Annotated in this window: 11 protein-coding genes and 1 tRNA gene; 8 read left to right on the top strand and 4 right to left on the bottom strand. The window is 54.3% G+C overall.

The genetic code is table 11. The annotated features are described in order from the left end of the window. Window positions 1-9: 9 nt before the first annotated feature. From ACFO3I_RS04415 to ACFO3I_RS04430, 4 genes are all read left to right on the top strand, one after another. Complete coding sequence (locus ACFO3I_RS04415; protein WP_377332083.1) at window positions 10-744, top strand: 5-oxoprolinase subunit PxpA; 735 nt, start codon at window positions 10-12, stop codon at window positions 742-744. Beyond that, window positions 737-1450, top strand: coding sequence for a 5-oxoprolinase subunit PxpB (gene pxpB, locus ACFO3I_RS04420; protein ID WP_377332085.1), 714 nt, complete (start codon window positions 737-739; stop codon window positions 1448-1450). Before ACFO3I_RS04415 ends, pxpB begins: the two co-directional genes overlap by 8 nt. Next, window positions 1447-2388: a 5-oxoprolinase subunit C family protein gene (locus ACFO3I_RS04425; RefSeq protein WP_377332087.1), complete on the top strand. Its 942-nt coding sequence runs from the start codon at window positions 1447-1449 to the stop codon at window positions 2386-2388. The genes pxpB and ACFO3I_RS04425 overlap by 4 nt, the downstream gene beginning before the upstream one ends. A 73-nt stretch (window positions 2389-2461) precedes the next feature. After that, complete coding sequence (locus ACFO3I_RS04430; RefSeq protein ID WP_377332088.1) at window positions 2462-4087, top strand: methyl-accepting chemotaxis protein; 1626 nt, start codon at window positions 2462-2464, stop codon at window positions 4085-4087. 68 nt (window positions 4088-4155) lie between these two features. Here the strand turns inward: ACFO3I_RS04430 and mltA are convergent, their stop codons facing one another. Next, window positions 4156-5253, bottom strand: coding sequence for a murein transglycosylase A (gene mltA / locus ACFO3I_RS04435; RefSeq protein ID WP_377332089.1), 1098 nt, complete (start codon window positions 5251-5253; stop codon window positions 4156-4158). A gap of 199 nt (window positions 5254-5452) precedes the next feature. Between mltA and ACFO3I_RS04440 the strand changes: the two genes are divergently transcribed. Both ACFO3I_RS04440 and ACFO3I_RS04445 read left to right on the top strand, forming a co-directional pair. Continuing rightward, window positions 5453-5743 (top strand): high-potential iron-sulfur protein, encoded by a 291-nt coding sequence (locus ACFO3I_RS04440; RefSeq protein WP_377332091.1) that lies wholly within the window; start codon window positions 5453-5455, stop codon window positions 5741-5743. Window positions 5744-5811: 68 nt separating this feature from the next. After that, on the top strand, window positions 5812-7107 hold the full coding sequence (locus ACFO3I_RS04445; protein WP_377332093.1) for an SDR family oxidoreductase: 1296 nt from the start codon (window positions 5812-5814) through the stop codon (window positions 7105-7107). On the opposite strand, the gene ACFO3I_RS04450 is transcribed toward ACFO3I_RS04445, so the two are convergent. Further along, entirely contained in the window at window positions 7086-10100 is a 3015-nt protein-coding gene (locus ACFO3I_RS04450; protein ID WP_377332095.1) for a putative bifunctional diguanylate cyclase/phosphodiesterase, read from the bottom strand. The genes ACFO3I_RS04445 and ACFO3I_RS04450 overlap by 22 nt on opposite strands. 129 nt (window positions 10101-10229) lie before the next feature. Between ACFO3I_RS04450 and ACFO3I_RS04455 the strand changes: the two genes are divergently transcribed. Beyond that, a complete protein-coding gene (locus tag ACFO3I_RS04455) occupies window positions 10230-11114 on the top strand; it encodes a winged helix-turn-helix domain-containing protein (protein WP_377332096.1) in 885 nt (294 codons plus the stop codon). Between the two features lie 6 nt (window positions 11115-11120). Here the strand turns inward: ACFO3I_RS04455 and ACFO3I_RS04460 are convergent, their stop codons facing one another. After that, window positions 11121-11528 carry a GNAT family N-acetyltransferase gene (locus ACFO3I_RS04460; protein WP_377332097.1) on the bottom strand — a complete coding sequence of 136 codons (408 nt, stop codon included), beginning with the start codon at window positions 11526-11528 and terminating at the stop codon, window positions 11121-11123. Window positions 11529-11838: 310 nt separating this feature from the next. Between ACFO3I_RS04460 and ACFO3I_RS04465 the strand changes: the two genes are divergently transcribed. Continuing rightward, window positions 11839-11915: transfer RNA gene (locus tag ACFO3I_RS04465), tRNA-Val, on the top strand. Window positions 11916-12005: 90 nt separating this feature from the next. On the opposite strand, the gene yghU is transcribed toward ACFO3I_RS04465, so the two are convergent. Then, complete coding sequence (yghU, locus tag ACFO3I_RS04470; RefSeq protein ID WP_377332099.1) at window positions 12006-12833, bottom strand: glutathione-dependent disulfide-bond oxidoreductase; 828 nt, start codon at window positions 12831-12833, stop codon at window positions 12006-12008. Window positions 12834-12869: the final 36 nt, after the last annotated feature.

Raw genomic sequence — 12869 nt, forward strand, 5'->3', positions numbered from 1 at the left:
CAGAGCGCCATGCTGAAACTGAACTGCGATTTAGGCGAAAGTTATTCATTGTACCGGCTGGGCAATGACCAGGCCGTAATGCCTTTAATCGACCAGGCCAATATTGCCTGTGGTTTTCATGCCGGTGACCCTTCGGTGTTACATCAAACCTTGAAACTGGCGATAGCGCATCAGGTCGATATTGGTGCGCACCCCAGTTACGACGATAAACCAGGTTTTGGCCGCCGCTCTGTCAGCATGAGCAGCGAAGAACTGCGTGATTTAATCTGGTACCAGATAGCGGCTGTGGATGGCGTGGCCCGCACTTTGGGTGGGCGGGTCTGTTATGTCAAACCCCACGGCGCTTTATACAACGATATGATGCGCTCGCCACAACTGCTGCAAACCGTGATGCAAGCGGTGGCAGCTTACCATAGCCAACCAGCGCTGATGCTGCTTAGCGACGCCAACAGAGCGCTGCACCAGCAGCGGGCTGACCAGCTGGGGCTAACACTGTATTTTGAAGCCTTTGCTGACCGTCGTTATCAGGTCGATGGCAGCCTGACGCCACGCAGTCAACCTGGTGCTGTATTGACCGAAGCACAGGCACTGGCGCAAGTGCGGTTATTGCTGACTCAAGGTCTGCTCGAAGCGTCTGATGGCAGCAAAATCGCTTTGCAGGCCGACAGCCTCTGTGTGCATGGCGATACGCCGTCTGCTTTAGCCATGCTGCAGCAGATCCGGCAGAGCCTTGGCAGTGATTGAACTCAAAGCCTGTCTGGCGGGTGAGGCGGCGGTCATGCTTTACCTGCAGCAAGCACCAGGGCCTGACTGCCTGAGCACCTTGCATGCCTTTAGTCAGCAACTGCAGCAGCGTTACGCGGATGCCATTCTCGAACTGCTGCCCAGTTACCATTCCTTACTTATTCAGCTTAATCCAGAGCGGCTGGACCCGTTGCAGTTGATGGCTGAACTGCCCAAAGCCATCCCTGAGTACAGCGCTGACGCCACAGGCCGGTTGATTGAATTGCCGGTCTGTTATGGCGACGAGCTGGATGACGGGCCGCTCGATTTAATCGAGGTGAGCCGCTTTACCGGCCTCACCGTGGCTGAGGTGAAGCGGCTGCACCAAAGTCAGACCTATCTGGTGTATGCCATAGGTTTTGCGCCAGGTTTTGCTTACCTTGGCGAGTTACCAGCACCGCTTCGTATGCCAAGACGTGCCACGCCGCGCGCCAGAGTGCCCAAAGGCGCGGTAGCGATTGCCGAGCAGCAGACGGCTGTCTATCCGGCAGCATCGCCAGGCGGCTGGAATTTATTGGGGCTTTGTCCGATACCGCTGTTCCAGCCAGAGCTGGCAGGGCAGGCAGAAGCCATGCCTTTTCGTCATGGCGATCAGGTGCGGTTTTACCCCATCAGCCAGCAGGAGTTTATCCGTCTGGGTGGCGATAGCTGTTGGGCCGAGCTATGACAGGTTTTGTGATTGAACAGCCCGGCATTCTGACCACCTTGCAGGATGCTGGCCGTTTTGGTGCTGGACGTTATGGTCTGACCCAAGGCGGAGCGGCGGACAGTTTCGCTTACCAGGTGGCGGATTTACTGCTGCAACAGCAACCAAGTTGCCAGCTGGAAATCACTTTAGGCGGTTTGCAGTTGCAGGTGCTGCAGCCAATGGTCATTGCGGTCACAGGCGCTGAATTGCCGCTTTGGTGTAACGAAAAGCCGCTCGGCTGGTGGCGCAGCCATCAGCTCAAAGCAGGGCAAAGGCTGCGTTTTGGTATGGCCAGAAGCGGCGTCCGCAGTTATCTGGCGGTGGCTGGTGGCATCCATCTGCCCAAGGTGCTTGGCAGTCACAGCACAGTGCTGCGTGAAGCCATTGGCGGCATTGATGGTAAAGCGATTAAAGCTGGTCAGTTTTTGCCGGTCAAAGCACGTCAACTGCCTTATTGCCTGGCACTGCCAAAAACAAGCTGGCCTGATTACGCTGCGCCCTTAACGCTGCGCTTAGTGCCAGGCTTTCAGGCGGAGCTTTTCAGTGCGGCGCAGTGGCAGCAGCTGACTGAGCAGTCATTGACCGTCAGCCAGGCAGCGGATCGGATGGGTTACCGGCTGCAAGCTGAGCGGCCGCTTGAAATGGATGCAGTATCGCTTTGGTCAGAAGGCACAGTCTATGGCGCCGTGCAATGTCCGCCGGACGGCTATCCGATAGTCCTGCTGAATGACCGCCAGACGTTGGGCGGTTACCCCAAGCCTGGCGCTGTAGTGGCGCTGGATGCAGCCCGTTTGTCACAGCGTCGCGCTGGCCAGGTGTTGCAATTCAGCCGCCTTGATCCCGCCAAATTAGCCGCTGTGCGGCAGCAGCTACAGCATGACTGGCAACAGCTGAGGCTGGAACTTTATTGCTGCTAAGTTTTTTTTATTGCGCTTCGCTATGGTTGCATTACTGTTATAGCGTTGAAAAAGTAATAAAGGAAAAGGACTTATGTGGTTACGACAGTTTAAAATTGGTTCCCGCCTGATGGGGGGATTCGCCGTATTGGGTTTATTGGTGTTGCTGCAGGGCAGCCTGGCGCTGGTCAATATGAAGCAGATGCGAAGCACTGCGGAAGAAATTGAAACCAACATCATTCCAACCCTGAATGCGTTATCCGGTCTCAATATGCAGATGATGCGGGTGCGGATCTTTACCTTTCGATTAATGCAAGCGGAAACCGCAGAGCAGCAACAACAGATCCTGACGACGCTTGAATCAATCAAAGTAGAAGTGGCTGCCGAAGAAAAAGTGTATGAGCCACTGATCTCACTGGATGGCGAGCGCGGCTTATATAACCAGTTTAATGATGCCCGCAGTTTGTACCTGGCTGGCCAACAGCGACTGGTTGAGCAGGTGTTGGCAGGGAATACTGCCGAAGCCAAAAGGATCAGCAATGAAGAGCTGTCCACGCATGCCGACAACATGACCAAGGCCCTGATCGCGCTGAATAAACTGAATACTGAGCATTCAACTTTGCAAACCGAAGTGTCAGGCCGAAACTTCGAAAGTGCCCAATTATTGATTATTTCCGCGATCGTTGTAGCGCTGCTGCTGGCCAGCGTCATTGCAGTAGCGCTGACCCGTAGCATTAACAGGCCCATGCTGCAGGCGGTTGAACTGGCTGAAGTGGTCGCGGAAGGGGATTTAACCCGCACCATCGCCACGGAAGGCCAGGATGAAGCCACTCAGTTAATGGTTGCACTGCAAAAAATGCAGCAGAACCTGCGTGATGCCTTGGCTCATATCAGCTCTTCATCTGCTCAACTGGCCTCGGCCTCTGAAGAGCTCAATTCTGTCACTGAAGATTCCAGCCGCGGTTTACAGCAACAAAACGACGAAATTCAACAAGCCGCCACTGCTATTACCGAAATGAGTTCAGCGGTGGATGAAGTGGCCGCGACTGCCAGCCAGACCGCAGACGCCTCCAATGAGTCGGCAAGGCTGGCGCAGCAAGGCTTGAAACAGGTGAATGAAACTGTGGGGGCGATTGGCCTGATGAATGAAGACGTGGCTCAGACCTCGCAGCTAGTGCAGCAACTGGCGGTACAGGCACAGGATATAGGTAAGGTATTGGACGTGATCCGCGCTATCGCGGAGCAAACCAACTTGCTGGCGCTCAATGCCGCTATTGAAGCAGCACGGGCAGGCGAAGCGGGCCGTGGTTTTGCTGTGGTAGCCGATGAAGTGCGTGGTTTGGCCCATCGCACTCAGGTGTCGACTAAAGAAATTGAAGCCATGATCGCCAGTATTCGCGGCGGGACTGGGGATGCGGTCAATGCGATGCAACATAGCTCAGATAAAGCAGCGCAGGCGCTGCAAGTGGCCAAGGCTGCTGGCGAAGCCTTGTTGGTGATCACCGACCGTATTAACAAGATCAGTGACAGTAACCTGGTGATCGCATCCGCTGCCGAAGAGCAGGCCAAAGTGGCCCGCGAAATAGACCGCAATATCGTGAATATCAGCGACCTGGCAGCGCAAACCGCTGCTGGTGCCAATCAGACCAGTGCTTCTGCCCATGAACTATCGCGTTTAGCCGTCGACCTGAACGGTCTGGTCACCCGATTCAAACTCTGACCATTCTCAAACTTTATTAGTAAAGTGAAAAAAGCTCCCTGCAGGGAGCTTGCTTTTTCGCGGGGCGCCTATTGCGGGCTGGTTAATAACCAGATTTTGCCGTAATGCTTCAGCGCATCGGCACGGTGCTGAGCTTCTGGCCCAACGCCTTGGTACAAATCGATGCGGCCAGGTGTTTTAATGGCTGCGCCTTTATCTTGCGCCAACAACAGCTGGTATTGATGGCGGACCAGTTGCCCCTCAGCGTCCAGCACTGGAATTTGCGCCAGTAACACCGAGCCTAACGGAATGTACGCCGGGTCCACCGCAATGGAGTGCAGTGGCGTCAGCGGCACATTGGCAGCGCCAACAGGCTGGGTGGGACCTTTTTGGAAAAAGGTGTAACTGGGGTTTTGCCGCATCAGTTCACGCTGGCGTTGCGGGTGACGGCTCAGCCAGTCTTTGATAGCGCTCGCGGACATTTGCTCTGGTTTGTATTCACCCATTTCAATGAGTACCTTTCCAAGGCTGCGGTACGGCTGACCATTACCACCGCCATAGCTCAGCAGGTGAAGTTGACCCAGCTCGTCCTGCACCATGCCTGAGCCTTGCACCTGCATAAAAAAGTTATCAATCAGGCTTGCACTGTAAAACAGTTCCAGCCCCTGACCTTGCAAGGCACCGTCAAAATCGATTTGTTCACGGCTTGGGAAAGCGCTGACACCGGTAGGTTTACGGTAAATCGGGTACTTGTACACTGCATCCGATTGGCTTCTGACCTGAAACACCGGCACATAGTAGCCGGTAAATTGCACGTTGCCGCGGCCGTCTTCGCCGGCCAGTTGCCAGGCGGTCATTTTGTTATCGCCAGGTCGTTCCGCCAGCTGCCGTAACAGAGACAGGCTTTGTTGCAGCTGTGTTTTGCTCAGCGTCAGTCCCGGCAAGTTGTAATTGGTGGGCACGGATTTTTTACCAAGGTAAACCAGCTGCTGTTCTATGCCTTGTAATAACTCAGGCGTCAGCCAGTCTGCTTTGACCTCAATGGTGCTGGGCTGGTAGGTGCCGGCCAGCTTGGCTGCTTTGGTGTCCAGCCCATTGTTGCTGAATTGATTGGACTGATGAATTGCGGAGGAGCCGGCACAGCCGGTTAATGCGCTCAAAAAAATCAAAGGAATAATTCGTTTCATATCCGTCTTTTACTACTGAAAGTCAGCAGGCAGTCTAGGGGATTTTGCGCTGGCATGGAATGAATTTGATGGCAAGGCTGCTGCAGCAACAGGTGAATGCGATGCAAAGAGCTGCGCTGGATCAAAGCGGCTGCATGGGTCCCGATGCATACTGCTGGCGCGGTGCCAGAACCACCGCGATACAATAAGGAGCACAACTATGGGTCATCTCGACAGACGTCATTTTTTAAAACTTTCCGCATCCACCTTGATTGGGGTCACCTTAGGCGGTGCGGCCCTCAGGGCTCTGGCGCAAGAACAGGTGAAACCAGATGAACCACTGGCGATGGCAATGAAATACGTTGAAAAGTCAGTGGTGGATGGGGCCAACTGTGGCAACTGCATGCAAGTGCAGGGTAAAGACGGCGACGCCTGGCGCGGCTGTAATATTTTTCCGGGCAAAGTGGTCAATGCCAATGGCTGGTGTGCCGCCTGGGTGAAAAAAGCCTGACCGACTCGTCAGACCACCAAAGACTCTGCTAAGCTGCCCGCCAATGACAGCAATGGAGCAGGTCCGGCATGTGGGAGTCTTTGCTTTATAAACTGATGGGGCGACGTCCGCCTGTCGCCTTGCAGCGTCAGGCGTCGTCTGTATTGCAGCCTGGCTGTTATGGCTATTTCAGCCCGCAGTCCGTCAGCGAACCGGCGTTACCCAATGCTGTTGGCGTGCAGTGGCAGCAGCTGTCGATAACCTCTACAACTGAGCCAGCCCGCCTGGCCGGTCTGTTGATTGATTGCCGTCAACTGCGGCACGTCAGTGAGTTACAGCAATTAATGGCGTTGCAGCAGCAGTTGGCCAGATTGCAAAATCAAAGCCCAATCCTGCTGGTAAATGACAGCGTTCGTGTGCATTGTGCTGAACACAGCGCCTGCCAGTCTGGCTTAACAGGTTTTGTCCGCTCTCTGGCGAAGGAGCTTGGCGGTAAGGCCTGTCGGGTGAACCTGCTCGACCTGGCGGGAGCCGATTGGTCTGCCGCAGAGGCCTCCCTGCAGTTCTTTTTAAGTCCGGCTTCGTGTTACGTCAGTGGTCAACTGCTGCAGCTGAATGCGGCTGAAGCTATGCCGCCATCGTGTGGACACAACAGACCGCTTAGCGGTAAAACGGCCCTGGTGACTGGCGCGAGCCGGGGTATAGGTAAAGCCATTGCAACGCAGCTGGCTGCCGGGGGCGCTTTCGTCATTGGTCTGGATTTGCCTTCAGCCAGCGCGGTGCTTGAGCCGTTGATGCAAAGCCTGCAGGGCCACAGTATCACGCTCGACCTGACGGCAGAAGATGCTCCGGCCGCTTTGCTTGCTGCGCTGGCAGAGCGTCAGCTAAAGCTGGATATTCTGGTGCATAATGCTGGTGTCACCCGTGACAGAACCTTAAAAAATATGACGGTGACCGATTGGCAATTGGTGCTGGAATTAAACCTGGGTGCGCAAATCCGGCTGAACGACGCCTTGCTTGGTTCGGCGCAGTTGGCAGAGCAGGCCGCTTTTGTCAGCCTGTCGTCCATCAATGGGCTGGCCGGTCAACGTGGTCAGTGCAACTATGCCTGTGCCAAATCGGCGTTGACCGGCTATATCCAAAGCATGGCGCAGCGTTATCCGTCGCACCGTTTTAATGCGGTGGCACCTGGCTTTATCCGTACCGACATGACGGCCAAAATGCCATGGTTAATCCGTGAAATTGGCCAGCGTTTTAATTCACTGGGGCAGGCGGGCGAGCCATTGGATGTAGCGCAGGCGGTCAGTTATCTGGCGAGGCCAGACAATAGCGCCTGCAATGCGCAGGTACTGCGGGTCTGTGGTCAAAGTCTGGTCGGCGCCTGAATAACGTCTGTCTGGTTATACGGGGCTTGTGCAGCGCCATTGTTGCGGCGGCGCCCAGTGATGGCGCCACTGTTCAAAATCGGCAGCGGGCATGGGCCTGGCAATACCATAGCCCTGGGCCAACTGACACCCCAGTGCCAACAGCGCTTCGCCATGTTCTGTGGTCTCCACACCTCGGCCACAATGTCCCGTTTAAACTCGTGTGCCAGCACCAAAATGCCTTTGAGGATGGCCAGGTCGTCCGGATCGGTCAGCATATCGCGCACAAAGCTCTGGTCTATTTTCAGTACCTGGGCCGGCAGGCGTTTAAGGTAAGTCAGGGACGAATAACCGGTGCCGAAGTCATCCAGGGCAAAACTGACACCAGCGCGCAGGCAGGCATGCATGACCGCCTGGACATGACTTAAATCATTCAGCGCGCCCGTTTCCAGAATTTCCAGCTGCAACAGTGCAGGGGAGACCTGTTGATAGCGACGCAATAACTGTTGCAACCGGTTGACGAAGTCTGGCTGTTGCAAATGGTAGGCAGAGATATTCACGCTGACGGGCAGCGCCCAGCCTTGTTGCTGCCATTCTGCCAGTTGCTGAATAGCGCGTTCCATCACCCAGTAACCCAGCGTCACACCCAGGCTGTGCTGCTCAATTGCGGGTAAAAATAAACCAGGCGGCACCAGGCCCCGTTCGGGGTGACGCCAGCGGATCAACGCTTCTGAGCCGATCAGTTCGCCGGTACGCATATTTACTTTGGGCTGGTAAAACAGCTCGAATTGCTCCAGCGCCAGTGCCTGGCGGATGTCCTGCAGGGTTTCCTGATGCCCGCGCATACTGCGGGCTTTGTCGACGTCAAACAGGTGGTAGCGGTTTTTACCTTCTTGTTTGGCCTGGTACATGGCGTGATCGGCCTGGCGGATCAGCTGTTCTGCGTCAACTGCGTCTGGCTGGGGTGCGAAGGTAATGCCAATGCTGGCCGACACCGACAGCATCCAATCGTCTATCTGCACCGGGGTGGCAATCTGCGACAATAATTGCTCAATGCGCTGACAGCCTTGCTGGCAATCGGTTTGAGCTGGCAGCAGCAACACAAATTCGTCACCGCCAATGCAGGCCAGGGTTTCATAAGTGGCCAGCTGTTTGCGTAGTTTTTGCGCCATTTGCAGCAGCAGCTTATCGCCTGTGGCATGGCCGTGGCGGTCATTAATTTCTTTAAAACCATCCAGGTCCAGATAAGCAATCGCCAGCCATTCGTCTTTTTCCCGCACATGCAGCAACTGGTGCAGTTGCTGGATCAGCGCGTTACGGTTTGGTAAGCCGGTTAACTGGTCAAACAGAGCTATTTTTTCCAGTTGTTGTTGTTGCTGGTGTTGTTGTGTGATGTCACTGAGCAGCCCGACATAATGCTGCACTTTTTGCTGTTCATCGTGCACCGCGCTAATGGTCATGCTTTGCATATAGTCTTCACCGTTGGCGCGGCGGCTCCAGACCTCGCCAGCCCAATAGCCTTGTGTATGCAGCACCTGCCACATTTGCTGGTAGGTATGCTCGTCCTGGCGGTCTGATTTCAGCAGGCGCGGCGTGCAGTTTTTTGCTTGTTCGGCACTGTAGCCGGTGATCTGACAAAACGCCTGATTAACATCGATAATCAATCCTTCCGGATTGGTGATCATGATGCCTTCCCGGGCATGAGTAAACACACTGGCGCTCAGTCGGAGTTGGTTTTCTGCGTTGTGCTCTACGGTGACATCCCTCGCCGTACCGACGACGCCCAGGCTATGGCCGTTCAGATAAACCGGCGTTTTATAGACATCCAGCCAGCGGGCTTCACCATCCAGCGTTAACTGGCGCTTCAGCTGGTCGGGTTGGTCCATAGTTAACACGTCTTTATCGTGACTGATATGCTGCAGCGCCTGCTCGGGTTCGAACAGGTCGGCATCTGATTTCCCTAAGATCTGCTCAACATTCAGTTGCAGCATCTCAGCGAATTTTCGGTTCACCGCCAGAAAGCGGCCTTGCAAGTCTTTAAACCATACCATCAGGGGTAAACTGTCAAACAGGGCGCGCAGGTATTGCTGTTGTTGCTGCAGTTCAGAAATTAACAGTTGTTGTTGCTGCTCTTGTTGGTGTAAGCGGCTTTCCGTCGCCAGTAACCGGCCAAGAATACTGCCTGGGCGAATATGCTGCGTACGAAGGGGGCGATACGACTGCGTCTGCGCAAAATTTTCCAGGAACACAGCCAGCTCGGATGGCGGTGCACCTAGCAGGCGCTGGTAAAGCAGGCGAATGCGGTAGAGGGTCAGGCAGAGCACAAAAGCAGTGACCATAAAGGCCACCCGCAACCAGAATGCATGGTGGATACTTTGCTGAACCCTCTGTTCGGTGCGGTGGTTTAGTTGCACAAAAGCCTCTGCCAACGGCTGCATAATATGAGTTCTGAGCTGCAGTTGTTCGGCAGAAAGCAGAGTGAACAAGCTGTTCTGTTGTAGTTGCTGACGTTCGGTGCTTGTCAGACCCGGCAGCTCCAATCGGTTCATCAGCTGACGCTCAATACGGATTAATTCTTCCGCACGTTGTTTGGCTGTTGTGACCGCCGTCAGTTCGGCTGAGGTAAAGCCTGCATCCTGCATCAGGGTCAGCAAGGATCGACGCCGGCCCAGCGGCTCTGAAGAGGTTTGCACTTCAGGCATAGCCCAGAACGTTGGCTGTTCAGAGCGGGGGGCCAGGCCATCCCTGACTGCGAGGATTTCGTCATAACGCTGTTTATAGCGAATGTCATTGCTGGCCACGGCTACTAACGCCAGTTGAGTCAATTCGTCGGAGGATTGCCGGAATTCCTGCAGCAGGGCTATCGAAATCACGCGGTTTTCATTGGCCTCGTCGATCTGCTTTTCTGCCCAGACATAAACCACAAACAACAACAGAAAGCAGAGCAACAGCAGGCCAAAGAGCACAAAACAACGGGTTAATGCCCGGCTGGCATAAGAAACAGTGTTGGGCACAATGACTCCACGGCTGACTTCGGGTTGACATTACGGCAAGCTCTTGATAGAGCTGAACTAATAGTTAGTGAGTAGATTCAGGAAAGCAAGTTTCAGCAGCAGAAAGTCGAGATGACGAAAGGAAAGAACATGGCAAGTGAATTTCAGCTGGCGTTAAACCGCTGGCAGCAGCATTGGGCCGGTTTAACTACTGATCAGAAACAGCAGTTGAGGAGCGATGCGGCTGCTGAGGCGCTTGGCCTGGATCAGCAACGCTTCAGTTCGGCGCAAAAAAAGCTATGGCAGCAAGTCCAGGTTGACAAACTGCCTGTCGCTTTACAAATAGCAGGTCGGCTGACGCTGCTGTATCGGGAAATTACCTCACTTCAGGTCAACAGCCAGGCCGCGATGTGGCAACTGGCCGAAAACCTCGTGCCAGGTCAGAGTTTTCGCCAGCAGAGCAGTGCGCTGTATAGCGACCATAAGTTAGTGTTTCAGGCCCCTTCAGCAGATAAAATTCCGGCATTGTTTGACAGCTGGTGCACACGCCAGCCCCGTACCTTGGCCGGTATGGCAGCGAAGTTTCAACACTGGATGCAATTGCAGCCGTTCAGTCAGGGCAACCATCTGTTGGGGCTGCTTTGGCTGAAAGCTGGACTGCGACAGCTGCATCCTTCGTTCTGCGATTTGCCACTGGAGCAGCAATTAAGGAAACAACAATCTGACTATCAGAAGTTGCTGTGGCAACCGCCAGGACAGGAGTGGAGTGACTGGCTTGCGCTGCAACTGCATCAGGCCATTCGTGCGACCTTGCCTGCCGGTGAAGCGCCCAAAGCCGAACGAAACTGGTTTGATACTGAAGACGAGATCATTCGTTATCTGAAAAAAGACAACAGATTAAGTGCCCGTCAGTTGGCGCTGCAACTGGGCTTAAGCTGCAGAGCCATCGAAAAACAGCTGGCCAAACTGAAAGCCCGCGGTCAGTTACAGCGGGTAGGGCCAGCCAAAGGTGGCCGCTGGCTGATCCAGCACTAACGTTGGCTATAGCGCCTTTGTCATAAAGTGTTTGGCTCCGGTAAAAGGGTAATTTTGCTGGGTCCATTGCAGCTGATAGCCGTGGCGTTCGTAAAAAGGTCTGGCCTGAAAATCCAGCGTATCCAGCACCACAAAACGGCAGCCGCGCTGACGCGCTATCTGTTCAGCCTTTTGCAACATCAGGCTGCCCAGCCCCTGGCCCCGTTCTTCCTCCGCCAACCAAAACGATTCCAGATAAAACCACAATCCAAAAGTCCGGCCTGCCAGCACCGCCGTTAACTCGCCTGAAGGAGTCATTTGTTTCAGCCCTAACGGCTGGCGCAAAGAGGCATCCCAGTGCAGGGCGTTAAATTCGGCAATCTTCTGTTTTGCCAACTCAGCCAGTTCAGCGCTGTGTTCTTCAATCAATGTCATAGTCGTTTAACTACTTAATCAAAAAATTTAAAGGGCTAAAATTGATCAATTTGCCCGATGCTAAATAGAAAAGGGGATGCTAGCGTGGTCCGGCAGGGTCTGCAAGCTGTGGCGCGAGCTGATGCATCTGCCTGATCTGGCTGAATTCTCCCAGGCAGACAGTGCTGCTAAGGTAAAAATGCAGCAATAACCAGCAGGGCGTTTAAATTTGCAGCAAACGCACAATGTTTCAGAAAAAATACTTGCAAGCCAATGCGCTGCTGCATAACATAGCCGCCGTTGCCGCAGCAAAGCCTGCCGTAAACGACCTGCGTTCTTAGCTCAGCTGGTTAGAGCACCACCTTGACATGGTGGGGGTCGGTGGTTCGAGTCCACTAGAACGCACCATATTCAAACAAAAACGCCGCTCACTGAGCGGCGTTTTTGTTTCTGCTGTTTATCTGCCTGGCTGGCCAATCAGGCCAGCTATCTCTAGATTCAGTTAAAATCCGCCGCACTGTGCCGCTCCGGCACCTGCTCATGCGGTTCGCCCCAATTGCGGTTGACCTTGATGCCACGTTTAACCGCGGGGCGTTGGTCAATCATTTGCGCCCAGCGCAGCAGGTTGGGGTAGCTCTGCACATCCAGAAACTCAGCGGCACCGTACAGGCGGCCCAGCACTAATGCACCGTACCAGGGCCAGATGGCCATATCGGCAATACTGTAGTGTTCGCCTGCCACGTAGGTATGACTCGCCAGTTGTTTATCCAGCACATCCAGCTGACGTTTGGTTTCCATGGCATAACGGTTAATTGGGTACTCATATTTTTCCGGTGCATAGGCATAGAAATGGCCAAAACCGCCGCCGACAAAAGGCGCGCTGCCCATTTGCCAGAATAACCAGTTCATCACTTCTGCACGTTCAGCCACATCATCCGGTAAGAAGGCGTTAAACTTTTGCGCCAGGTACAGCAAAATGGAACCGGACTCAAACAGCCGGATACCGGTTTCTTCATCAAACAGCGCCGGAATTTTGCTGTTGGGGTTCACCTCAACAAAACCACTGCTGAACTGGTCACCGTCGCGGATACTGATCAGCCAGGCGTCATAGTCAGCAGCGCTGATCCCAAGCTCCAATAACTCTTCCAGCATCACGGTTACCTTGACACCGTTTGGCGTGGCTAACGAATACAGCTGCAGCGCATGCTTGCCTTTGGGCCTGTCTTTCTGATGCGTCGCACCGGAGACTGGTCGGTTAATTGCCGCAAAAGCGCCGCCATTGGCTTGATCCCAGGTCCAGACTTTTGGAGGGGTATAAGTTGTCATCGTCATTCCTTGCTAGGCATTGGTGGGTTTTACTAT

The sequence above is a fragment of the Rheinheimera marina genome (genome assembly GCF_042654345.1).
Classification (GTDB): domain Bacteria; phylum Pseudomonadota; class Gammaproteobacteria; order Enterobacterales; family Alteromonadaceae; genus Pararheinheimera; species Pararheinheimera marina.

What these genes read in the sequence shown, in the direction of transcription:
- ACFO3I_RS04415 (WP_377332083.1), top strand. Translation starts at nt 10, where the DNA reads ATGCTGAAACTGAACTGCGATTTAGGCGAAAGTTATTCATTGTACCGG.
- ACFO3I_RS04425 (WP_377332087.1), top strand. Translation starts at nt 1,447, where the DNA reads ATGACAGGTTTTGTGATTGAACAGCCCGGCATTCTGACCACCTTGCAG.
- ACFO3I_RS04430 (WP_377332088.1), top strand. Translation starts at nt 2,462, where the DNA reads ATGTGGTTACGACAGTTTAAAATTGGTTCCCGCCTGATGGGGGGATTC.
- mltA (WP_377332089.1), bottom strand. Translation starts at nt 5,253, where the DNA reads ATGAAACGAATTATTCCTTTGATTTTTTTGAGCGCATTAACCGGCTGT.
- ACFO3I_RS04440 (WP_377332091.1), top strand. Translation starts at nt 5,453, where the DNA reads ATGGGTCATCTCGACAGACGTCATTTTTTAAAACTTTCCGCATCCACC.
- ACFO3I_RS04445 (WP_377332093.1), top strand. Translation starts at nt 5,812, where the DNA reads ATGTGGGAGTCTTTGCTTTATAAACTGATGGGGCGACGTCCGCCTGTC.
- ACFO3I_RS04455 (WP_377332096.1), top strand. Translation starts at nt 10,230, where the DNA reads ATGGCAAGTGAATTTCAGCTGGCGTTAAACCGCTGGCAGCAGCATTGG.
- ACFO3I_RS04460 (WP_377332097.1), bottom strand. Translation starts at nt 11,528, where the DNA reads ATGACATTGATTGAAGAACACAGCGCTGAACTGGCTGAGTTGGCAAAA.
- yghU (WP_377332099.1), bottom strand. Translation starts at nt 12,833, where the DNA reads ATGACAACTTATACCCCTCCAAAAGTCTGGACCTGGGATCAAGCCAAT.